Origin of the sequence: Pseudomonas sp. 43A (assembly GCF_013363935.1) — a bacterium.
GTDB classification, from domain to species: domain Bacteria; phylum Pseudomonadota; class Gammaproteobacteria; order Pseudomonadales; family Pseudomonadaceae; genus Aquipseudomonas; species Aquipseudomonas crudilactis.
Genome location: NZ_CP054880.1, coordinates 6,003,681 through 6,025,375 on the forward strand (window position 1 = coordinate 6,003,681; position 21,695 = coordinate 6,025,375).

The 21,695-nt window shown below is 60.3% G+C and carries 20 protein-coding genes; 9 read left to right on the plus strand and 11 right to left on the minus strand.

Going from position 1 to position 21,695, the window contains the following annotated elements; genetic code table 11:
- Positions 1–6 precede the first annotated feature (6 nt).
- Positions 7–831, plus strand: a complete 825-nt coding sequence (locus HUW52_RS26470) for an SDR family oxidoreductase (RefSeq protein ID WP_175555299.1) — start codon at positions 7–9, stop codon at positions 829–831.
- A 237-nt stretch (positions 832–1,068) separates the two neighbouring features.
- Positions 1,069–2,064, plus strand: coding sequence for a sel1 repeat family protein (locus HUW52_RS26475; RefSeq protein ID WP_016985194.1), 996 nt, complete (start codon positions 1,069–1,071; stop codon positions 2,062–2,064).
- A gap of 98 nt (positions 2,065–2,162) precedes the next feature.
- Here the strand turns inward: HUW52_RS26475 and HUW52_RS26480 are convergent, their stop codons facing one another.
- The 4 genes from HUW52_RS26480 to HUW52_RS26495 form a co-directional block, all read right to left on the minus strand.
- Complete coding sequence (locus HUW52_RS26480) at positions 2,163–3,029, minus strand: HlyD family secretion protein (RefSeq protein ID WP_016985195.1); 867 nt, start codon at positions 3,027–3,029, stop codon at positions 2,163–2,165.
- A gap of 10 nt (positions 3,030–3,039) precedes the next feature.
- A complete protein-coding gene (locus tag HUW52_RS26485; protein WP_175555300.1) occupies positions 3,040–3,240 on the minus strand; it encodes a DUF1656 domain-containing protein in 201 nt (66 codons plus the stop codon).
- Positions 3,230–5,422, minus strand: a complete 2,193-nt coding sequence (locus tag HUW52_RS26490) for an FUSC family protein (RefSeq protein ID WP_175555301.1) — start codon at positions 5,420–5,422, stop codon at positions 3,230–3,232. The genes HUW52_RS26485 and HUW52_RS26490 overlap by 11 nt, the downstream gene beginning before the upstream one ends.
- A 137-nt stretch (positions 5,423–5,559) precedes the next feature.
- Positions 5,560–7,059, minus strand: coding sequence for an efflux transporter outer membrane subunit (locus tag HUW52_RS26495; RefSeq protein WP_175555302.1), 1,500 nt, complete (start codon positions 7,057–7,059; stop codon positions 5,560–5,562).
- Positions 7,060–7,339: 280 nt separating this feature from the next.
- Between HUW52_RS26495 and HUW52_RS26500 the strand changes: the two genes are divergently transcribed.
- The 4 genes from HUW52_RS26500 to HUW52_RS26515 all read left to right on the plus strand — a co-directional run bounded on the left by HUW52_RS26500 (position 7,340) and on the right by HUW52_RS26515 (position 11,461).
- Positions 7,340–8,308, plus strand: coding sequence for a LysR family transcriptional regulator (locus HUW52_RS26500; protein ID WP_007914118.1), 969 nt, complete (start codon positions 7,340–7,342; stop codon positions 8,306–8,308).
- Positions 8,309–8,688: 380 nt separating this feature from the next.
- The gene (locus HUW52_RS26505; protein WP_093436220.1) at positions 8,689–9,063 is read left to right on the plus strand and encodes a DUF6124 family protein; all 375 of its coding nucleotides are present in this window, start codon (positions 8,689–8,691) and stop codon (positions 9,061–9,063) included.
- A 765-nt stretch (positions 9,064–9,828) separates the two neighbouring features.
- Entirely contained in the window at positions 9,829–10,803 is a 975-nt protein-coding gene (locus tag HUW52_RS26510; protein WP_175555303.1) for a D-glycerate dehydrogenase, read from the plus strand.
- Between the two features lie 148 nt (positions 10,804–10,951).
- Positions 10,952–11,461 (plus strand): DUF2165 family protein, encoded by a 510-nt coding sequence (locus HUW52_RS26515; RefSeq protein ID WP_122605946.1) that lies wholly within the window; start codon positions 10,952–10,954, stop codon positions 11,459–11,461.
- 19 nt (positions 11,462–11,480) lie between these two features.
- Here the strand turns inward: HUW52_RS26515 and HUW52_RS26520 are convergent, their stop codons facing one another.
- Complete coding sequence (locus HUW52_RS26520; protein ID WP_016982845.1) at positions 11,481–12,383, minus strand: DMT family transporter; 903 nt, start codon at positions 12,381–12,383, stop codon at positions 11,481–11,483.
- 139 nt (positions 12,384–12,522) lie between these two features.
- Between HUW52_RS26520 and HUW52_RS26525 the strand changes: the two genes are divergently transcribed.
- Positions 12,523–13,398, plus strand: a complete 876-nt coding sequence (locus tag HUW52_RS26525) for an AraC family transcriptional regulator (protein ID WP_175555304.1) — start codon at positions 12,523–12,525, stop codon at positions 13,396–13,398.
- A 200-nt stretch (positions 13,399–13,598) separates the two neighbouring features.
- On the opposite strand, the gene HUW52_RS26530 is transcribed toward HUW52_RS26525, so the two are convergent.
- The 6 genes from HUW52_RS26530 to HUW52_RS26555 all read right to left on the minus strand — a co-directional run bounded on the left by HUW52_RS26530 (position 13,599) and on the right by HUW52_RS26555 (position 20,018).
- A complete protein-coding gene (locus tag HUW52_RS26530; RefSeq protein WP_175555305.1) occupies positions 13,599–16,028 on the minus strand; it encodes a TonB-dependent receptor in 2,430 nt (809 codons plus the stop codon).
- Between the two features lie 221 nt (positions 16,029–16,249).
- Positions 16,250–17,239: a FecR family protein gene (locus tag HUW52_RS26535; protein ID WP_175555306.1), complete on the minus strand. Its 990-nt coding sequence runs from the start codon at positions 17,237–17,239 to the stop codon at positions 16,250–16,252.
- Positions 17,236–17,802, minus strand: a complete 567-nt coding sequence (locus tag HUW52_RS26540) for an RNA polymerase sigma factor (RefSeq protein ID WP_016986983.1) — start codon at positions 17,800–17,802, stop codon at positions 17,236–17,238. Before HUW52_RS26540 ends, HUW52_RS26535 begins: the two co-directional genes overlap by 4 nt.
- A gap of 1 nt (position 17,803) precedes the next feature.
- Positions 17,804–18,130 (minus strand): DUF3325 domain-containing protein, encoded by a 327-nt coding sequence (locus tag HUW52_RS26545; RefSeq protein ID WP_175555307.1) that lies wholly within the window; start codon positions 18,128–18,130, stop codon positions 17,804–17,806.
- Positions 18,130–19,716: a PepSY domain-containing protein gene (locus HUW52_RS26550; protein WP_175555308.1), complete on the minus strand. Its 1,587-nt coding sequence runs from the start codon at positions 19,714–19,716 to the stop codon at positions 18,130–18,132. The genes HUW52_RS26545 and HUW52_RS26550 overlap by 1 nt, the downstream gene beginning before the upstream one ends.
- Positions 19,713–20,018, minus strand: a complete 306-nt coding sequence (locus HUW52_RS26555) for a DUF3649 domain-containing protein (protein ID WP_016986986.1) — start codon at positions 20,016–20,018, stop codon at positions 19,713–19,715. Before HUW52_RS26555 ends, HUW52_RS26550 begins: the two co-directional genes overlap by 4 nt.
- Before the next feature lie 190 nt (positions 20,019–20,208).
- Between HUW52_RS26555 and HUW52_RS26560 the strand changes: the two genes are divergently transcribed.
- Positions 20,209–20,697 carry a sigma-70 family RNA polymerase sigma factor gene (locus tag HUW52_RS26560; RefSeq protein ID WP_016986987.1) on the plus strand — a complete coding sequence of 163 codons (489 nt, stop codon included), beginning with the start codon at positions 20,209–20,211 and terminating at the stop codon, positions 20,695–20,697.
- The gene (locus HUW52_RS26565; RefSeq protein ID WP_175555309.1) at positions 20,694–21,626 is read left to right on the plus strand and encodes a DUF4880 domain-containing protein; all 933 of its coding nucleotides are present in this window, start codon (positions 20,694–20,696) and stop codon (positions 21,624–21,626) included. The genes HUW52_RS26560 and HUW52_RS26565 overlap by 4 nt, the downstream gene beginning before the upstream one ends.
- Positions 21,627–21,695: the final 69 nt, after the last annotated feature.

Here is a 21,695-nt window from a genome sequence, read left to right on the forward strand (position 1 = left end):
AGCGCCATGCCCGTTGCGTTGATTACCGGTTGTTCCAGCGGCATCGGCCGCGCCCTCGCCGATGCGTTCAAAGCCGCCGGTTACGAAGTCTGGGCCAGTGCGCGCAAGGCTGAAGATGTCGCATTGCTGGCGACAGCCGGGTTCACCGCCGTGCAACTCGACGTCAATGACAATGTGGCGCTGGAGCAGCTTGGCGAACGGATCAACCAGCAACACGGCGGCCTCGATGTTCTCATCAACAATGCAGGGTATGGCGCCATGGGGCCTCTGCTCGACGGCGGCGTGCCGGCGATGCAACGCCAGTTCGAGACCAACGTGTTTTCGATTGTCGGGGTCACGCGCGCGCTGTTCCCGGTGCTGCGCCGGGCCAAGGGTCTGGTGGTGAATATCGGCAGTGTTTCAGGGGTTCTGGTCACGCCGTTCGCCGGTGCCTATTGCGCATCGAAAGCGGCAGTGCATGCGTTGAGCGATGCCTTGCGCATGGAGCTGGCACCGTTCGGTATTCGCGTGATGGAAGTGCAGCCGGGGGCGATTCAATCGAGTTTTGCCAAAAATGCCGGGCATGAAGCCGAGCAATTGATCAATGAACAATCGCCGTGGTTTCCGCTGCGTGAGGGTATTCGCGCGCGGGCCAAGGCGTCGCAGGACAAGCCGACGCCGGCCAGTGAGTTTGCTGCTGAACTGTTGAAGGCTGTGCAGCAGAACAAACCGCCACGCTTGATCCGCATCGGCAACGGCAGCCGCGCGTTGCCGTTGCTGGCGGCGTTGTTGCCCAAGGGGTTGCTGGAGTCGACGTTAATGAAGCGCTTCGGTTTGCGCGGGCGGCTCTGATTTATCTGGATGAAATTGCCAAATCGACCGATCAAAGTAGAATGCGCCGCACTTGAAGCAGCCAATGCTTCAAGTGAACCGGATAGCGTATGGAATCGCTGGCGCACGCACCGAAGCAAGGGAATTGCTGAACACTGATATCCCCCTCCCCCGGCCTTTCTTTGCGGAAACGTCGCTGCTTTGTTTGCCTGCCTGACGCCGCCCTGCGTTCGCTTCACTTCAGATCAGGACCAACTTTTGAAAGTTCTCAACGTATTGCCTGTGGCATTGCTCGCATGGCTGGCAGGCTGTTCGACTCAAGAAGTGCCCCTCAACGACACCCTGCCGAAATTGACCGCGCAAGCGCTCTTGCCAGCCGTCACCGCAAACGAATACTGCAATCCGCAGATGGACAGCGACATTTTGTTTGGCACAGGTTTGCTGATGTTCGAAGACGGATCACGCGATGTCGCTCAAACTTGCCTGGTCATGGCAGCGCCGAAACACCCTCGGGCGTTTTGCTACCTGTCCAGAATGGTGATGCAGTCCGGCGACCTGAGCAAAAACAAAGACCAGGTCTTCAACTACACAGCTTATGCGGCAAAGCAAAATGACTGGTGCGCGGAGTACGGCATGTACGATATGTACAGTTCCGGCACTCTCGGGGCGAAGAAAGATGCCGCACTTGCCATGCGTTGGCTGCTGCGCTCCTCGCAACACGGTTATCCCGATGCCCGGAAGCAACTGATCAAGCAGTACGAAGAACAGGGCAATCTGGCCGAAGCATACGCGTGGAGCAAATTCCTCACCGACGCAGAGGACGCCCGCATCGGTGCCACACTCAAAACCCGGATGTCTGCGGCGCAAATTGCCGAGGCCGACAAACGCTACAACGAGCTCGTCCCCCAGGTCGCCAGCAAGGCTGCCTTGGACGCCGAAGAACGGGCAGAGGACGTCGCCCGCTACTCCGCCCAGATCTATCAGGATTATCCGGATACCTTCAAGGGTCTGACGTCCGCCGAGCGTTATGCCTACATGAGTCAGTCGATCGGCGATGCCATGGACCTGCCATTCATCAGGAACCGTGATCATGTATTGATTTACATCGTGATCAATCGCGCCGCTCAGTTGAAAAAACCTGACGCAAACATTGCCAATGACCAGCGGATTGTCACCCTCATTGAAGACAAACGGTTAACCGTCGATGAGACCATCGAGTCCGGACTGCGGGTGGTCAAAACGTTCTACCGATAACCCCGATCGCGAGCAGGCTCGCTCCTACAGTGGATCTTCTGCGTGACACAGAGCCACTGTAGGAGGGAGCCTGCTCGCGATGCAGACGACTCGGTCCATCAGCTATCCACAGCGCTCTGCTTGACTACCACCGTACAAGTAATCCCAGCCGCCAACAGAACACCTTCCGGCACTTCATCAATGTGAATCCGCACCGGCACCCGTTGCGCCAAACGCACCCAGTTGAACGTCGGATTCACATCGGCAATCAGTTCGCGGCTTTCCGGGTTGTCGCGGTCGTAGATGCCGCGAGAAATGCTTTCCACATGCCCCTTGAGCACTTCGCCGCTCATCAACTGCATGTCGGCCTTGTCGCCGACTTTCACGTGGGGCAGTTTGGTCTCTTCGAAGAAGCCGTAAACCCAGAACGAATTCATGTCGACCACGGCCATTTTCGCCTCGCCGATGCGCGCGTAGTCACCGCGATGCACATTGAGGTTGGTGACGTACCCGTCGACTGCTGCGCGCACTTCGGTGCGTTTGAGGTTGAGTTCGGCGGCTTCCAGTTGCGCCTGAGCGTGTTGGTAATCGGCGAGTGCGGCGTCGGCGATGTTGCTGGCGTCGTCGCGGTTTTCCTTGGAGATCACCAGGTTGTCGAGATCGGCGCGACGGTGGGCGTTGACCTTGCGCATCTCCCACGTCGACTTGCGCGAGGCAACCAGCGACTGCGCCTGTTTCACTGCGATGCGGTAATGCTCGGGGTCGATCTGCATGAGCAAATCGCCCTTCTTCACCAGTTGGTTGTCACGCACCGGCACGTCGATCACTTCACCGGTAACGTCGGCGGCGACATTGATGATGTCGGCACGCACGCGACCGTCGCGGGTCCACGGCGTGTTCATGTAGTGCTCCCACAGCGTGCGGCCGATCCACAGCGCCAGGGCCAGCACCAACAGGGTCGCGAGCAGGCTGAAAAACTTTTTCATCGTGACGTTCTCAACGGTAGACAGTCAGCGCCATGGCGCCGAACAGACAGGTAAACAGACTCAGACGCATCAGCGCCGGGTGCCAGAAAAAACGGTACAGATCAAACCCGGACAAGAAACGGTCCACCGCCCAGGCCAGCGCCGCAGCAATGAAAAACATCAGGGTCATGGTCGGCATGTACACGCCGTGGAAGGCGATTTCACGAGGCATGGGCAAGTCCTTCGGGCTTGGCGATGGCGTAGGCAGCAAGCGGTGATTGCGGGTCGAGCAGCGAGGTGCGGATGAAGTGCAGATAGCTTTTCACCCGGCGCAACGCGGAGGTGTCGAAATGCGGCGCGAACGGTTCATCGGTCGCCGCCACGCGACTGATCGCATGATCGACCGCCACCAGCGCGCGTTCGAGATTGCTCGAGTTCGGCTGCAAGAACAGGCGCACCAGCGCCCGACCCATCACGCGGATCGCCTGGCGCCACGGCTGCGACTCGGCATAGGCCGGGTGCACCGGCAGGATCGCCTGTTCCTTGCGCAACTCGATGATCGCGTGGCCGACTTCCAGCACCACAAACATCCAGCGCAGCAGATTCTTTTGCACCTTCGGCTCCCCAGCCGCCAAACCGTAAGCCTGATGCAGCAGATCGCGGGTACGGCTCTCGAAGCTCGACGCCAGGCCTTTCAGTTTGCCGCTGATCGCGTAGACCACCTGCCCGCGCAGATCCTGCTCCAGGCGTTTCCACAACCAGCGACTGTTCGGCGGCAGAATAATCGCCCCCGCCGCCGCGCAGACCAGCATGCCCATGACCATGGCGATGTAGTCGTTGATGAAGGTGTACGGGTTGTAAATGGTCAGGTTGTCCGGCACCGATCCCGTGCTAAAAAAGATCAGCAAACCGAGGCCGACACCGGCGTATTGCGGCCGCGACGTGAGGAACGAACCGAGCACGATGACTGGCGCGAGCATCACGCACAGCAGCGGAAAACCATCGATCCACGGGAAGATGAAAAACATCTCGACGAAGCCGATCAGCGCGCCGAGGAAGGTACCGCAAGCCATTTGGAATGCCATGCGTTTCGGGTTCGGCGTGGCCGCCGAGAGGCCCACGGTGGCGGCGGCGATCAGTGTCATCGTCGCGCCACTTGGCCACGCGGTCGCGACCCAGTAACTGCCCAGCACGATGAGGATGAACGAGGCGCGAATCCCCGAAGCCGCAGCAGCCCACCAGTTGGTTTGCGGGGTGAACGGTTCGTCCCAGCGCTCGCGTTCATGGCGGTGATCGGCCAATGAGGCGTGGGTCTGGGCATAACTGTGCAGGTCATCGACGAAGCGATAAAGCAGTTCGTACGCGGTGTGGAAATCCAGTTGCTCGGCGTCGCTCGGTTCGCTCTCCTGGAAGATCCCGCGCAGGCTGCGCACACGTGCCGGCAGCCCTTCCTTGTAGGTCGCCAGCGCTGTCGCCAAACGGGCGGCGTCGGGGCTGGTCAGGGCCCGACCGCTGAAGCCGTCGAGCACTTCGGCGAGATCCTGCAAACCGGGTTTGATCGCCGCAACCACATGTTCTTCGCCATTGCCGCGCAGGCGTTCGAGCAACTGATGCAGCGCGTTGAAGCGCGTGGTGATGCCCATGAATTCGCTGTTCAAGCGACTCAGTCGACCGTTGCGCCGACGCATGTGCGGGTCTTCGAACACGGTCACGCTGCGCAAGCCTTCAAGGCCCACGGCTTCAGCAATGAAACGCACGTTGCTCGCCTCGAAAGCTTCGGCTTTGCTGCGCCCGCGCAGGCCATCGGTGACGAACAGCGCGAACACGCCGAAGCGCTGATACAAGGCGTTGCGCATCGCGGCGCTGGCGGTTTGCGGCAGGATCGCGGCGCTGATCAGGGTCGAGCAAAGAATCCCCAGCGAGATCTCCAGCACCCGCCACACCGCCGCCATAAATGCGCCGTCCGGGTGCGCCAGCGCCGGCAGCCCAACCATCGCCGCGGTATAGCCGGCGAGGACAAAACCGTAAGCGCGAAAGTTACGGCAACGCGCGGCACCGGCCGAGCAGATGCCGACCCAGATCGCCAGCGAGCCGAGGAACAGCTCAGTGTTCTGCGCAAATAACGCAATCAGCGTGACCATCATCGCCGACCCGGCCAGCGTGCCGAGGAAGCGATAGAAACTCTTCGCGAACACCTGGCCGCTCTGCGGCTGCATGACGATGAACACGGTGATCATTGCCGTGCGCGGTTGCGGTAATTCCAGGCGCATGGCCAGCCACAGGGTCAGGAATGCGGCGAGCAACACCTTGAAGATGTAGACCCAGGTCACGCCATCGCTGCGCGCCCAGTCGAAGAAACCACGGCGCCATTCCAGGGCGTAGAGCCAGCGCATTGGTGCGGGCAAAGGAGTCATGAATTCTGCTCAGAAAAGTCGGGACGGACCGGGACCCTGTGGGAGCGAGCTTGCTCGCGAATGCGGTGAGTCAGTCAACCAATGTGCTGGCTGACATGCCCTCTTCGCGAGCAAGCTCGCTCCCACAAGTTGTGTGTTCAACGCAGGAGAACCGGGGTTTTCGGGGCCTGGGTTTTCTCGGCGGTCGGTACATCGTTGCCGGCCCCGAGTCCACCACCCAACGCAGTCACCAACTCGGCATGCGCACTCAACCGTGCCGCCTGCACCTGCTGCTGCACCTGCTGCTGCTTGAACAGCAACGTCTGCGCATTGAGCACGTTGAGGTAATCGGTGAGGCCGCGCTGATAAGCGATCATCGCGATGTCGTAGGTCTTCTGCGCCGTGGCCACCGACTCGGCGGCAAAACCTTGCTGCTTGTCCATCGACTCGCGGCGGATCAACTGGTCGGAAATATTCTTCAGCGCATTCACCAGCGTCTGGTTGTAATGCGCCACGGCGATGTCGTAACCGGCAGAAGCTTCGCCCAATTCGGCACGCAATCGGCCACCGTCGAAGATTGGCAATGAGATCGCCGGGCCGACGTTGTAGTTGAGTTTCTTGCCGGTCAAAAACTCCAGCGCGCCACCGCCGGTGGCCATGTAACCGAGGCTGCCGACCAGATCGACGTTGGGATAAAAACCGGCATGCGCGACATCAATCCCGCGCGCCTGCGCCGCCACTTGCCAGCGACTGGCGACCACATCGGGCCGCTGGCCGAGCAATTCGGCGGGCAATGCCGATGGCAGTTTCAGCGCAGCACCGAGGGACAATGTCGGGCGCTGCAACTGTGCGCCCGCCCCCGGACCTTTGCCGGCGAGCGCGGCGATCTGGTTGCGACTCAGGGCGATTTCTTCGTCCAGTGCATCGAGCTGACGATGGGTTTCCGGCAGTGGCGTTTCGGCTTGGCTGACTTCGAAGTGCGTGCCGATCCCGCCGTTCAAGCGCTTCTGCGCCAGGTCGAGAATCTGTTGCTGCTGTTTGAGCGTCGCCGCGACGATGTCGCGTTGCGCGTAATGCAGCGACAGTTCGATGTAGGCGCGGACAATGTTGTTCTGCAATTCCAGCTGCGCCAATCGCGCCTCGGCGGCGCTCATGTGCGCCAGATCCACCGCCCGCTCGCTGGCATTGCTTTCACGGCCCCAGAGGTCGAGCGCGTAGCTGAAACCCAGCGCCGCGTTGTTATCCCAAGTGGTGGTGTTGGCCAGCTCGCCGGGGCCGTAGAACTGATCGGTCGGCCAGTTGTGCCGCTTGAGTGTCGACTCGCCATTGATCTGCAATGACTCAGCCGCCTCGGCAACACCGGCCATGGCTTTGGCTTGACGCACTCGCGCGGCGGCCATGGCCATGGTCGGACTGCCTTGCACGGCGAGGTCGATCCAGCGATTGAGTTGCGGGTCACCGTAGGCTTGCCACCATTGCGCGGTGGGCCAGTTGGCGTCACGGGCGGCGTGGGAGATGGCGTCATCGGTGGCCAGTGAATTGGCCTCCAATGCCTTGCCCTGTGGGGCGATTCCGTCCGTTGAGATGCAGCCGCCAAGACCCAGGGTAAAAGCCAGAACACTGAGCGGCAAAAGCGCTCTGTTGATGCGACGCGGCACAGCTGCGAATTCCTGAAAAGAGGATAAGGCGGGGCTTGTTTTCTGTAGGAGCTGCCGCAGGCTGCGATCTGTTGATCTTGATTCCCTTAAAACAAAATCAAAAGATCGCAGCCTGCGGCAGCTCCTACATTGGATCGGCGCAATTCTAGGGGGCGCCCCGAACGGCGATAAGCTGGGATTTCTGTGAATCTTTGTTACGGTTAACGAGATAATCCCTTGGTCGGGGGTCTCGCCCCTGAAACTTCGTGTCACAATTTGCCATCTCCCTTGAGAGCACCCCATGGACACTTTGCAAAACATGCGCGCCTTCAGTTGCGTGGCCGAAGCCGGCAGCTTCACCGCCGCCGCCGTGCAACTCGACACCACCACCGCCAACGTCTCGCGCGCGGTCTCCAACCTGGAAGCCCACCTGCAAACCCGCTTGCTCAACCGCACCACGCGGCGCATCGCCCTCACCGAAGCGGGCAAGCGCTACCTGCTGCGCTGCGAACAGATCCTCGCCTACGTCGAAGAGGCCGAAGCCGAAGCCAGCGACGCCCACGCGCGCCCGGCCGGGCAATTGAAAGTGCACACCATGACCGGCATCGGCCAGCACTTCGTCATCGACGCCATCGCCCGCTACCGCAAGACCCACCCGGACGTGACCTTCGACCTGACCCTGGCCAACCGCGTGCCGGACCTGCTCGACGAGGGCTACGACGTGTCCATCGTGCTCGCCAGCGAACTGCCGGATTCCGGCTTCGTCTCGCAACGCTTGGGCATCACCTACAGCATCGTCTGCGCCTCGCCGGCCTACGTGAAAGCCAACGGTGCCGCGCAAAAGCCCAGCGACCTGCTCAACCATGCCTGCCTGCGCTTGGTCAGCCCGGTGATCCCTTTGGAAAAATGGGCGTTCGACGGCCCGGAAGGCCAGGAAATGGTCACCATCAACAGCTCGCCATTTTTGGTGAACTCCGCCGACGCGATGAAAACCGCGATCACAAGCGGCATGGGCGTTGGCGTGTTGCCGGTGTATGCGGCGATTGAAGGCTTGCGCAACGGCACGCTGGTGCGGGTCATGCCGAACTACCGCTCGCAAGAGCTGAACCTGTATGCGATCTACCCGTCGCGGCAATATCTGGATGCGAAGATCAAGACGTGGGTTGAGTATTTGCGCGGCTCGTTGCCGGAAATTCTCGCGGCGCATCAAGCCGAATTGGCCGCCTACGAACTCAGCGGCAGCCTCGCCGGCGCGCGTGTCGCCAACTGATTTTTAAACACAATGCGTCTTCTGTAGGAGCTGCCGCAGGCTGCGATCTTTTGATCTTGATGTTTAAAAATCAACAGATCGCAGCCTACGGCAGCTCCTACAGAACAGTGATTTCGCGGATGTTTCCGACAGGTTTTGACGGTTGTCCGTCGGAAGTGCGGTGGCTAGGATTTGGGTGTCGCTGACGAATCAGCGACCGGACTTGGTCGTCCGGGTTTAGAATGGCGCACTTTTCAGCTTGCCTAATGGCGAACTGTGCGAGGGAGGGCTTTTGCCCTGCCGGGTTTCCATTCCCTGGTCGACCAACCCGCGTACAGTTCGCCACCCTACTGCTTGGTCGCAGTACGTGACGAACTCCACATCCCGAATGGAGTTTCACAATGTTCAAACCAACGCCTAATCCGCCCGAAACCGACGACACCACCCCCTACGAATTCCCCGGCTCAAAGAAATTCCACGAAGCCGCCGAACGCGCCCTCGACCACTACCTCAAACCCAACGCCCTCACCCTGCGCTTCCACAAACCCAGCACCATGTTCCAGGTCGCCCCAGAGCAGGACAGCGAAAGCCTGCTGGTTCACGCCTGCGAATCACTGGCCCAGGCCAGCCTCATGACCAGCGACATCGCCGCCTACATCGACCTGCCGCAACGGCGGACGATTCTGGCGATTCAGCAGATCATCATGCTCGCCGAACTGGCCGTGAACCGCGTGCTGGATAACCACGAAATTTCCCAATCTCCGGCACACAGCTAAAAGCCCCTCACCCTAGCCCTCTCCCAGAGGGAGAGGGGACTGATCGAGGTGTTTGGGAGAGTTACGCCGACGTGAAATACCGAGTCGAACTCTGATTCGAATCAAATCAAAAGCCCCTCACCCTAGCCCTCTCCCGGAGGGAGAGGGGACTGACCGTGGGGTTTGGTAGAGTTACGCCGATGTGAAATACCGAGTCGAACTCAGATTTTGAATCAGATCAAAAGCCCCTCACCCTAGCCCTCTCCCGGAGGGAGAGGGGACTGACCGAGGTGTTTGGACGAGTTACGCCGACGTGCGATACCGCGTTGAACACAAATCAAACGCCGAACACCCCACGCTTTTCACCACTCAATAGGCCGAGTGTCAGCTCGCCTGCTCTTGATCTTGATCCACGGGCGACGTCGGAAGGCTGAGTGGAGGGATTGATCCGGGCGTGGGAGCGCAGCGACCGTTTGGCGCAGCCAAACACAGCGAGAGGAGGTGCAGCGAAGCAAACCGTAGGCGCTGCGCCCGGATCGATCCCGCAGCGAAGGAACCCCGAGCCCCAGCGAGCGGGCCGCACGTAGGAGCAAGCCTTTTTGGTTACTTTTTCGGCGTCTGGAAAAAGTGACCCGCCGTAAGGGCGGAACCCTAATCAGCAACACCCGCAGCAACGGATATACACCCAAAACCCCAAGAACATGGTCGGCCCAGAGGCCGCCAAGACAACCCCAAGCCAGAAATGTTAGCGTGCTTGGTATCAAGCCCGAACAAGAGCCAAAAACGATGAAAAAAACTGTCCTGGCCTTCAGCCGCATCACCCCGCCCATGATCGAACGCCTCCAGCAGGAATTCGACGTCATCGTCCCCAACCCAAAAGCCGGCGACATCAACGCCCAATTCAATGAAGCACTGCCCCACGCCCACGGCCTCATCGGCGTCGGCCGCAAACTCGGCCGCGCACAACTGGAAAACGCCGCAAAACTCGAAGTGGTTTCAAGCGTCTCCGTCGGCTACGACAACTACGACCTCGACTACTTCAACGAACGCGGGATCATGCTCACCAACACACCGGATGTGCTCACAGAAAGCACCGCCGACCTCGCCTTCGCCCTGATCATGAGCAGCGCCCGCCGCGTCGCCGAACTCGATGCCTGGACCAAGGCCGGGCAATGGCAAGCCAGCGTCGGCGCCCCGCTGTTCGGCTGCGACGTCCACGGCAAAACCCTCGGCATCGTCGGCATGGGTAACATCGGCGCGGCCGTCGCCCGCCGTGGCCGCTTCGGCTTCAACATGCCGATCATCTACAGCGGCAACAGCCGCAAGACCGACCTGGAGCAAGAACTCGGCGCGCAATTTCGCAGCCTCGATCAACTGCTCGCCGAGGCCGATTTCGTCTGCCTGGTGGTGCCGCTCAGCGACAAGACCCGCCACCTGATCAGCCATCGCGAACTGGCGCTGATGAAACCCGACGCCATCCTGGTGAACATCTCACGTGGCCCGGTCGTCGATGAACCGGCCCTGATCGAAGCACTGCAAAACAAGCGCATTCGTGGCGCCGGTCTCGACGTCTACGAAAAAGAACCGCTGGCCGAATCGCCGCTGTTCCAATTGAGTAACGCCGTGACCCTGCCGCACATCGGCTCGGCGACGAATGAAACCCGCGAAGCCATGGCCAATCGTGCGCTGGCCAATCTGCGCAGCGCCTTGCTCGGTGAACGTCCGCAGGATCTGGTCAACCCGCAAGTCTGGCGCGGATAAAAAAGTACGGGCAAGTGCAACATCGCACTTGCCCGTTAGTTATTGCCATACACAACTTGAAATTGAACAACAAACCAATTTAAACAACAGCATTATAAGCTCTGCCTGGCTGCCGAATAATCGACAAGCGCTATGGAGAGCCAAAACATTGAACACCCTGACCACCGACAAACTTATCCGATACAGCAAAGTTATATTGATGGCCTACATCAGTTTCTTTGGCCTGCTGGTGATGATCCACAACTTTACCGACTATGACTCAAACTACACTTACGTGGCGCACATCCTGAGCATGGACACCACCACTGCCAGTGAAACCATCAAGTATCGGGCCATCGAATCGCCGATGATTCATCACCGGATCTACTGGTTTATCATCACCCTTGAAGTTACATACACAGTGTTGTGCCTGATCGGCACCTATCAGCTGTATCGCAATATCAACGCCTCCGCAGAAGCATTTCACGAGGCGAAGAAGTTTTCGATCATGGGCATACTCGCAGCCATCTTCATTTATTACGTGTGCCTGCAAACAGTTGGAGTGGAATGGTTTGACATGGACACTTCGCAATCATGGAATGCCAAGGACTGGGCACGGCATATCGTTGACTTCATATTCCCGGTAATGATTTACATCACCTTGAAGGTCGAGCGCTGACGTTCAGCGCTCGTTCATTTCAAGCCAACTTTCCCTGCACCGGCGCCGCAACTGCTTTCGGTTTACGAAACACCAGCACGTTACCCAGCATCACTAACACCAGCCCGACCAGAGCCGGTGCCGTCCATTGATAACCTTCGGCAAACGCCGAGACGTTCAGCGCTACCACCGGGAACAGCACTGTGCAGTAAGCCGCACGCTCCGGGCCCATGCGCCCGACCAGCGTCAGATATGCGGTGAAGCCAATGACCGAACCGGGGATCACCAAATACAGCAACGCACCGACATAACGCGGGCTCCAATCCATGCCGAATGGAATGCCCTTGACCAGGCACCACACCGACAGCATCGCCGCGCCATAGGCCATGCCCCAGGCGTTGGTGGTGAGCGGCTTGAGACCGGCCTTCTGCTGCAGGCTCGAGAGCATGTTGCCCGCCGAGAAACACAAGGTGCCGCACAAGGCCAGGCCGAGACCGAGCAAGGTTTGCGGGCTGGCCTGATGCCCGGCCAATTCCGGCCAGAACAGCATGCCCAGGCCAAACAGGCCCAATGCACCACCCATCAGAACATTGCGCGCGATGCGCTGGCCGAAGAACACTCGCGCATTCAGCGCGTTCCACAGGGTTGCGGTAGAAAACACCACCGCGACCAGACCACTGGGGATCCACTGACTGGCGGTCAGGAAGCACATGAAGTTGACGCAGAACAGACACAAACCCTGAGCCACGCAGATCAAATGCCCGCGACGGTTCATCGGTTGCAGACGCCGGCTGAGCAGCAACAACGCAAACAGCACCAGTGCGGCAAGACCGAAGCGATAGACGATCGACGCCGGAATCGCCACCACGCCCAGTTGCCATTTCAGAGCAATCCACGTGGTGCCCCAGATCAGCACGGTCAGCAAGTACAACGACAGGTTCATGGCACACACTCCTCGATAGGCCTTGAGTGTCTGCCCGCGCGCGCCTTGAGCGCTTGCAGATTCTTGCGCTTTTGTCGGGCAGCAGGCTGGCAGCGCGGCGTCTACGGAGTAGGATGCAAGGCGTTGAAGAGAACCGCTCATGGCCGCCATCGATACCCTGCAAGTCTTTCAAGCGTTGAACAGCTCGCCGAATGCACGCCTGGTGCACAGCGCCGAGCTCGGTGACGGCTTGTCTGCTGCTTTGTGGACCAATCACCACGATGCCCAGGAGTACGCAGCGCCGAGTCACCACACGCTGTCTTGCTACATTGCCGGTGGCACTGGCACGTTTCGTCGCGGGCAACCGGGCCACAAGGGCGGGCCGGACAAGCTGTGCATCCTGCCGGCCGATCACGAATCAGGCTGGGTGATCAATGGCGATATTCGCTTGGCGCATCTGTATTTCAGCGCTGAACAATTCGCCCTCGGTTGCGTCACCTTGCTTGATCGCGAACCGCGAGAGATGCAGTTGCGCGAGCAGACCTTTCTCGACGATCCGCAGCAGGCGCAGCGCTTTCGGCAGTTGCTGACGCTGAATTGGGACGAGCCCGCCGAACGTTTGCTGACCAGCAGCCTCGCCCATGAATTGATCAGCCACACTTTGCTCAGTCAGGTCGGCGCACGTCAGGGTTCGCGTTTGAAGGGCGGACTGGCGCCACACCAGCGTCGGCAGTTGGTGGAGTTTATCGACAGCCAGTTGGCCGAGCCGATTAGCCTGGGACAACTGGCCGGGATGTGTGCCCTGTCGGAATACCACTTTGCGCGGATGTTTCGCACGAGTTTCGGCCTGCCGCCGCATCAGTATGTGCTGGCGCGGCGCTTGAGCCGGGCGCGGGAGTTGTTGCGCGGGACGGCGTTGCCGCTGGGCGAGATTGCGCTGGCGTGCGGATTTGCCAGCGCGAGTCATTTCACTAATCGGTTCAAGCAGGTTTTGGGTGGGACGCCTGGTGAGTATCGGCAGGCGTTTTTGCGTTGAGCCCTTTTCCCCTCACCCCAGCCCTCTCCCGGAGGGAGAGGGGGCCGACCGGGGGATGCTCAAGCTTTTCACCGACCTGAAAGTGCTTTTCTGAATCCATAATCGATTCGATATTTCAGGTCGACGTATCGTGCAAGACACCTCGGTCAGTCCCCTCTCCCTCCGGGAGAGGGTTAGGGTGAGGGGCTTTTGATCTTGCCTTAAAACTCCAGAGTGCTGGACAGCGAAACCTGCCGCGCATCCCCCATCGATACAAAGAACCGGCTCGCCGCCGAGGTGTAGTACGTGCGATCAAACAGGTTCTTCACATTGAGCTGAAACTTGACCTTCTGCCCCTCGACTTTGGTGTCGTAAGTGGCAAACGCATCGGCGACGGTGTAGCTCGGCAGATCAAAATCATTCACCGCATTACCGGCACGTTCACCGACATAACGCGCCCCCGCGCCGACGCGCAATTGATCGCCGCCGATCACGCTGCCGAAGTCATACACCGCCGACAACGAGCCGGAATTCTTCGCCACGTTTTGCAGGCGCTTGCCTTTGTAGTCCGGGTCTTCGGTCACTTCGGCATCGGTGTAGGCGTAGCTGCCGATCATGCTCCAGTGGTCGCTCAACTGACCGGTCAGGTCCATTTCCAGACCGCGCGAACGCACCTCACCGGCCGCACTGTAAATGGTCGTCGGGCCTTCGGAGTTGGCCACCAGCACGTTGCGTTTCTTGATGTCGAACAAGACGATGTTGCCGGTGACACGCCCCGGCATGTCCAGCCGCGCACCCAGCTCCCACGACTTGGCTTCTTCCGGCGCGATGCTGCCGTCGAGCACAGTGCTGCTGCCACTCAGCGGGGCGATAGTCGAGTTGGGTTTGAACGATTCGGTGTAGCTGCCGTAGAACGACAAGGCGTCGGTGTAGCGATACACCAGACCGGCGCGCGGGACGAACTTCTGGCCGTTGCTGTCAGTGTTGGCCTTGAACGGCACGCCTTTGCCGGCGTACTGGTCGTACTCCTGGAAGCGCCCGCCAGCAACCAGAATCCACTGATCGTTAAGGTGAATCGAGTCCTGCATGAACACCGAGTCACTGCGTAGCTCATCGGTCTGCGCGCTGTCGGGAGCGCTGACGGTCGTGCCGGCGACTTCGCGACCGTACACCGGATTGAGGTAACTGAAGGTGGTCAGGCTTTTCTGCCGGATCAGGTCCTCACGGTAGATCTTGCGGTACTCGTCATCGACGCCGAACACCAGATCATGCTGCATGCCCAGCACGTTGACCTTGCCTTCGAGACTGGCGGTGGTGAAACGGTCGGTGCTGATCGCGTTCTGGGTGCCGTCCATGCTGCGGGTCAGCGTGCCCTTGTTGGTGTCGATAGCGGTCACGCGAACCTGGCTGGCGTCGTAGGTTTCGCGGTTCCAGCTGTAGCCGAAGTGGGCTTTCCAGTCGTCGTTGAGGTCGTGGTCGGCTTCGAAGTGATACAGATCCGAGCGGCCTTCCATGTTGTTGAACGGCTCATCGAGACGCTCTTTGCGCGAGATGTCCAGCGGATGATTGGTGCGCGGATCGATCAGCGTGCCACGGTCGAACGGCGTGAGAAATTCGCGGTGCTCGTAGGCGAACAACAGCTTGGTGCTTTCGCCGAACCAGGCTAGGGACGGCGCAATCAGGGTTTCACGGTGGGTGCCGAAATTGCGCCAGTAATCTTCGTCTTCGTGATCGAGCACCATGCGGTAGGCCAGCCCGGAATCACCCAGCGGGCCGGTGCTGTCGAAGGTGCCGCCGCTGCCGTTCTTGCCGTCACCGTAAGTCGAACCGCGCAAGGTCAGGGCGTTGTATTGTGTCAGTTCAGGTTTCTTGCTGACCATGTTGACCACGCCGCCCGGGTCTTGAATGCCGTAGAGCAGCGAGGCCGGACCTTTGAGTACTTCAACCCGATCAACCGTGGCGTTCATGCCGCGGCCCTGCACGATCGGCATGCCGTCGCGCATGATCGAGCCGTTGCGGTTGTCGCCGAAGCCACGGGTCATCACCGAATCCTGGGTGCTGCCCAAGGTGTTGCCTTGGGTGATGCCACTGACATTGGCCAGTGCATCATCGAGATTGCGTGGCGCCTGATCGCGGATGACTTGGGCCGGGATGACGTTGACGGTCTGCGGGATTTCCTGAAGCGAGGCCGAAGAGCGCATCACCGAACTGGTTTCCGGTGGCTGATAACTCATCGATTCATCGCGCATCGAGGTGATGGTGGTGGCGCCGAGGTTCAGCGCGCCTTCAGTCGGTTTTGGCTCCAGCGCCAGCGTGTGGCTATCGGTGCGGCGGAAGTTGAGGCCAGAGCCACTGAGCAAGCGTTGCAGTGCATGTTCGGCACTCATCTGGCCATTGACTGCCGGCGCGGTGAGGCCGTACGGCGCTTCGTCGGTGTACACCACACTCTGCCCGGTGACGCGGCTGAAGTCGCTCAAGGCTTGCGGCAGCGGTTTGGCGGCCAGGGAAAAATTGAACTGCTTTTGCGCCTGGCTGCTGACGGCTTCAGCGGCCAGAGACACGCTTATCGGCAGCAATGCCAATGCCGAAAAACTCAATGCCGACACGCTTAACCACTGTTTGACCGAACCCGACTTTGCCCTGGACTTCATGACTCAATGACCTGTGTAGAACCGCAACGGATGCGAATGACTCGCAGTTTCAGTCACTACACGGATGAGGCTCGGGTTTACCTCACCACAAATCTGAAAATATTTTTGCAGACGTGTTGTCGGGTCTGATGCCTTCGCGAGCAAGCTCGCTCCCACAGGGGGTTTGTGTCGATCACAGATCCAATGTGGGAGCGAGCTTGCTCGCGAAGAGGCCATCAGCCCTAACGCAAAATAATCAGATGCCCCAACACCTGATGCTGCTCAAACCCCAACACCCCTTGCAGGGAACTGAGCACCGCTTGCGGATCCTTGCTCGGAAAACTGCCACTGACCTTGCGCGCCGCCAGCTCATCGTTGAGCAATACGATCCGCCCCGGGTAATAACGGCGCAGATCCTCCACCACATCGGCCAGCGTCGCCGTGTAATACGTCAGCCAGCCCTGACGCCAGGCCAATTGCGCTTCGCTGTCCACGGCATGCAGTTTCTCCGCCGCACCGTCAGCGTAAGCAACCTGCTGGCCGGCTGTGAGAATCTGTTGTTCACCACCACGCTCCGCCGTCACCCCGACGCGTCCGGACAACACCGTCACCTGCGCACCATGCGGTTGCAGTCGCACTTCGAACTGCGTCCCGAGCACTAGCGCCTGACCTTTCTCGGCCTCGACCACAAACGGCTCGCCGGTGTGCGTAACCGTGAAAAACCCGGCACCACGACGCAGCTGAACATGCCGCTCGCCACGGCTGAAATCCACGGCAATCGCGCTGTCAGCATCCAGCGTGACTTGCGACTGATCGGTCAGGGTCACGGTGCGGATCTCGCCGGGCGCCGAGACATAATCGGCACCCAGATCATCGATCCAGCGTTGCGGCTGCCACCCGCTGCCGAGGCTGACCATCAGCAACAGACACGCGGCCATCGCCAGCGCCCCCGACCAACGCAAAAGCTGCGGACGGCGCGGGCGATCCATCGCATCGAGAAAGCCCTGCAACGCCAAAGCCTCTTCATCGGCCAGCGTGCGCGCCGGGCTTTCGCTCAGTTCCCAGACCACCTGCGCCTGCGCATAGGCCTCGGCATGCGCCGGATCCGCCCGCAGCCATTGGCTGAAGGTCAATTGATCGCCCGCACTCGGCCGATCATGCAACAGGCTCAGCCACGCAAACGCGGCCTGCTCTTGCGCGGGCGTCGGGATGATCGAATCGGATCGGTTCACGGTGCTTTCCCTGGCAGGCGTGGCGCGGGTTCGCGCAGGCTGGCCTTGCAGGCCTCGAGGGCGCGCATCATATGTTTTTCCACGGCACTTTGGGACAGGCCCATGGCTTTGGCGATTTCCGCATACTTGCGGCCGTGAATGCGATTGAGCAAAAAGATCTGCCGGGTGCGCTCGGGCAAGGCGCGCAACGCCGCTTCGACATGGCGCAGATCATTGCCCGCTTCCAGCGCCGCTTGCGGTTCGCTGCCGTGGCTGTCCGGCGCGTCCGGCTGCCAGCCTTCGTTGACGCGCGTGCGCGTGCCTTCGCTGCGCAAATGGTCGATGGCAATGTTGCCAGCACAACGCAACAGATAGGTACTGAGTTCTTCTACCTGCACCAATGGCCGGCGCCAGAAACGCAAAAACAGATCCTGCACCAGATCGGCCGCCGTCGCCCGGCAACCGACGCGGCGGTTCACCAGCGCCTCCATCTGCGAACGCTGGGACAGAAAAACCTGGAGAAAATGCGCACGCGCCCCGCGCGGCTCGTCGTCGCGCGATTCCGGTGGCAGACCGATCAGCACTTCAGCACTGCGCCCATGCGGCGACCGGGCTGGCCAGCAGACTGACACCGGCCAGTGCCAATGCGAAACGCGGGCGATACGGCAGCAGCAATACCAACGCCAGGGCGCTGAGCATCAGCACGGCGAACCAGTCGACCAGGCCGAAACTCCAGCCGTTGGAGGTCACCGCCGCCCACAGCGACAAACCCAGCAGCAACCAGCCCCCCAGCATCAAGCCCTGACGGCGTCGAGGCGAAGGTTTATGGCCGAGCAATTCATCGTGGTGGCGAGGCATCGACAGACACAACGCGGTGAATCCGGCGTAGGTGAGCAGCAAAGGCAAAAGCATCAGTTCGCCCCTTGCTCAAGGGTAATCGGCCGGGCCTTTTCGCGAGGAGGTCTTTTAACGCTGACGGTGCTGCCGGCACGCTGCATTTTCCACGCGGCCCACGCCAGAAACACACCGGTTGCAAGGCACGTCAGATCAAAACCGGCCAACGCCCAATCACCCTGCATCAGACTGACGGCGAGATTCCAAGGGGTGGTCAGTGCATTGATCAGCGGCATCGCAACAAACAATGCGGCGCTCAGGGTGAGTTGCTCAACCCAGGCCTTTGGTCCCGGACGCAGTAGCGCGTGCAGCACACTCAGAGCCCAAGCGATAAAGAACGCATTCACTTCCCAATCTGCGCGTTCGGCAAGGCTCACCGGCAACAGACGATTGGCCAGGAAGAACACCGCCACCGCAGACACCAGCCCGGCCATGCTGGCGATGTTCAGTACTTCCACCAGCCGCAGTTCGAACGGCATCACGCCGCTCTTGGCGTGTTTGAGCTGACGCTTGCCCAGCCAGATCACCAGCCCGGTGCCGATCATCGCCGTGCCGGCCAGCCCACAAATGAAATACAGCCAGCGCAAGAGCGGCCCGGCGAAGTGGCCCATGTGCAAACCATAGAACGCGCCCCCCACCGCCATCGCCAGCGGTTGCTCCGGTGTGCTGCCGAGCATCTGCCCGGTCACACCGTTGAAGGTCACGGCGCGGCCGAAATCATGCACCACACGGTCACCAGCACGGGACAGCACCACCGTGGCATTGGCATCGCCCGGATTGCTCACCGACAGGCGCGCCGTGTGGCCGCCCGACCATTGCTCGCTGGCCTTGCTCAACAGCGGTGCCATGGCCGCCAGCGGTGCCGCAATGTCGGCGCGCTCCGGTGTTTTCGATGCCGGGAAAACTTCGTCATAGAACTTGCGCACGTCATTGCCGTACGACGCGACGATGCTCGCCGGCATGACCATCGACATGAAGATCACCAGGCTGCTGTAAGTGATCATCAAGTGAAACGGCAGCACCAGCACCCCCACTGCGTTATGCCCGTCGAGCCAGGAACGCTGGCCCTTGCGCGGGCGGAAGGTGAAGAAGTCCTTGAAGATTTTCTTGTGGGTGATGATCCCGGTGATCAACGCGACGAACATCACCATCGCAGCGATTGTCGATAGCCAACGGCCCCACGGATAAGGCATTTGCAGCTGGAAGTGGAAACGGTAGAAGAACTCGCCGCCCATGCTGTCGCGGCCCTGCACTTCGGCGCCGGTTTGCGCATCAAGGGTTTTCGCTTCGAAACGGCCGCGCTCACCCGGTTTTGCCGGTGCTGGCTGCCAACGCACGCTCAGGGCGGGATCCCGGGCATCGGGCAAATCGATCAGCCAGCGTGACGCGCCGGCCGCGTGTTGCTGCAGATAATCCTGGGCCAGCGTCAGGCTCGTCTCGGCACTCACCGATCGCGCGGGGATTTCCGGCTGCATCCAGTGGCTGATTTCATCCTTGAAATACGCCAGCGTCCCGGTCAGAAAAATCGCGAACAACAGCCAGCCGAACAGCAGTCCGGCCCACGTGTGCAGCCAGGCCATCGCCTGACGAAAACCCTCTTTCATGCCAGGCCCAATCCACGTGCTGCGCCAGAGATGGTCGCCAGAATAACGCTTGGCACCAGCAAACCGACCCAGGCCGACCACGCCGTACGACAGGCGAAGCACCAGAGCACGGCCACCAGATAGACCAGAAAGGAAATGGTCATGCCGGTCACCACTGCTTCGGCGCGGCTCAACGGCAGCCACAGCGTCAGGGTGACACTGGCCAGCGCCGCGACCAGATAGCCGCCAAACACCGCGGCCAGTACCCGTGAGGTAACGGCCAGACGATAGGACATGGGGAGTGTGGCGAGTTTGCCTTTCATGTTTCGACCCTGAAACGAAAACCGTCCGGCCGACAAGCCGAACCCAAGGCGAGCAATATTAATGATAAATATTCTCATACGCAAAAGCATCTGATTGCCGGACAGTGTAGCTCCACCCTACAATGCGAACAGTTCTTGTTCTCTAACGCATACTCTCTACCGCGTCCTGAAAACGCCTGGAGTAATCCCGTTGTCCGCCGCCCATTCCGTCGAATCGCTCTATCAAGCCCATCACAGCTGGCTCACCGGTTGGCTGCGGCGCAAACTCGGCTGCCCGGACAGCGCGGCGGACCTGGCCCAGGACACCTTCATCAAGGTGCTGAGCGCCCGCGAGCCGCCGCTGATCATCGAGCCGCGCGCCTTTCTGACGACCCTGGCCAAACGGGTTCTGTTCAATCATTACCGACGTCAGGATCTGGAACGCGCTTACCTCGATACCTTGGCGCAGATGCCGGAAATGCTCGCACCGTCGGAAGAAGACAAAGCGATCATCCTGCAAACCCTGATGGAGTTGGATCAGTTGCTCGACGGTTTGCCGCGTCAGGTCAAACGCGCCTTTTTGCTGGCGCAGGTCGATGGCCTGACTTATCCACAGATCGCCGCTGAGCTCGACATCTCTGTGGCCACGGTCAAACGTCACTTGAACAAAGCGGCGATGCGCTGCTACTTCGCCCTATGAACCGCGCCCCGGATTTTTCCTCGCAGGTTGCCGAGCAGGCGGTGCACTGGTTGCTGGAAATGCAACAAGGCACGCTCAATCCGCGTCAGCAACAGGCCTGGCAACAATGGCTGGACGCGCACAGCGAACACCGCCGCGCGTGGGAGCATATTCAGCGGGTCAACCAGCGCTTGCGCGGTGTGTCTTCGCCGCTGGCGCATGCAGCGTTGAACGGGCCGAAGTCCGCCAGCCGTCGTCAGGCGCTGAAGCTGTTGCTGATTCTTGGCGCCGGTTCGGCGGTGACCTGGGGCATGCGCGAACACACACCGCTGCCGTCGCTCTTCGCCGATTACCGCAGCCCGATCGGGCAACGGCGCAAGGTGGCACTCGGTGCCGGCGATCAGTTGCAACTCAACACGGCCAGTGCTGCGGATGTCGACACCTCGGCGCGACTGATCCGCTTGCTCGAAGGCGAAATCCTCCTGACCGCCGCGCAATCGTTCGAAGTGCGCACGGCCCAAGGCACTCTGAAAACTCACGGCGCACGCCTCAATGTGCGGCAATTTGCCGATCGCACCCAGGTTGCGCTGTTTGAAGGCCAGGTCGAGCTGAGCAGCAACGGACGCGCGCCGATGCTGCTGCCGCTCGCGCGTCAGTTGAGTTTTACCTCTGCTTCAGTCGCCGAAGCCAAGCCTTTGGACGCCAACAGCGGCGCCTGGGCCGACGGCATGCTGGTGGCCGCGCATATGCGTCTGGGCGACTTCCTCGATGAACTGGCTCGCTACCGTCGCGGCCAGCTAAATTGCGACAGGAACGTCGCCGACCTGCTGATCTCCGGGACTTATCCACTGGACGACAGCGAGCGGATTCTCGATCTGCTGGAAATCAGTTTGCCGGTGAAAGTGAAGCGCTTTACCCGCTACTGGGTCACCGTCGAAGCGCGGGTTTAAAAAACTCAAAAATAAATGAGCCGTTTTTCAGATCTGGCGTGACAGAGAAGGAAAGCCCCCTTGATTCAA

Coding starts and splice junctions, on each gene's coding strand:
- HUW52_RS26565 (WP_175555309.1), top strand. CDS start 20,694: ATGAACCGCGCCCCGGATTTTTCCTCGCAGGTTGCCGAGCAGGCGGTG.
- HUW52_RS26490 (WP_175555301.1), bottom strand. CDS start 5,422: ATGACTCCTTTGCCCGCACCAATGCGCTGGCTCTACGCCCTGGAATGG.
- HUW52_RS26520 (WP_016982845.1), bottom strand. CDS start 12,383: ATGAACCTGTCGTTGTACTTGCTGACCGTGCTGATCTGGGGCACCACG.
- HUW52_RS26510 (WP_175555303.1), top strand. CDS start 9,829: ATGAAAAAAACTGTCCTGGCCTTCAGCCGCATCACCCCGCCCATGATC.
- HUW52_RS26550 (WP_175555308.1), bottom strand. CDS start 19,716: ATGAAAGAGGGTTTTCGTCAGGCGATGGCCTGGCTGCACACGTGGGCC.
- HUW52_RS26555 (WP_016986986.1), bottom strand. CDS start 20,018: ATGAAAGGCAAACTCGCCACACTCCCCATGTCCTATCGTCTGGCCGTT.
- HUW52_RS26485 (WP_175555300.1), bottom strand. CDS start 3,240: ATGCCTCGTGAAATCGCCTTCCACGGCGTGTACATGCCGACCATGACC.
- HUW52_RS26480 (WP_016985195.1), bottom strand. CDS start 3,029: ATGAAAAAGTTTTTCAGCCTGCTCGCGACCCTGTTGGTGCTGGCCCTG.
- HUW52_RS26505 (WP_093436220.1), top strand. CDS start 8,689: ATGTTCAAACCAACGCCTAATCCGCCCGAAACCGACGACACCACCCCC.
- HUW52_RS26545 (WP_175555307.1), bottom strand. CDS start 18,130: ATGCTTTTGCCTTTGCTGCTCACCTACGCCGGATTCACCGCGTTGTGT.
- HUW52_RS26470 (WP_175555299.1), top strand. CDS start 7: ATGCCCGTTGCGTTGATTACCGGTTGTTCCAGCGGCATCGGCCGCGCC.
- HUW52_RS26500 (WP_007914118.1), top strand. CDS start 7,340: ATGGACACTTTGCAAAACATGCGCGCCTTCAGTTGCGTGGCCGAAGCC.
- HUW52_RS26530 (WP_175555305.1), bottom strand. CDS start 16,028: ATGAAGTCCAGGGCAAAGTCGGGTTCGGTCAAACAGTGGTTAAGCGTG.
- HUW52_RS26525 (WP_175555304.1), top strand. CDS start 12,523: ATGGCCGCCATCGATACCCTGCAAGTCTTTCAAGCGTTGAACAGCTCG.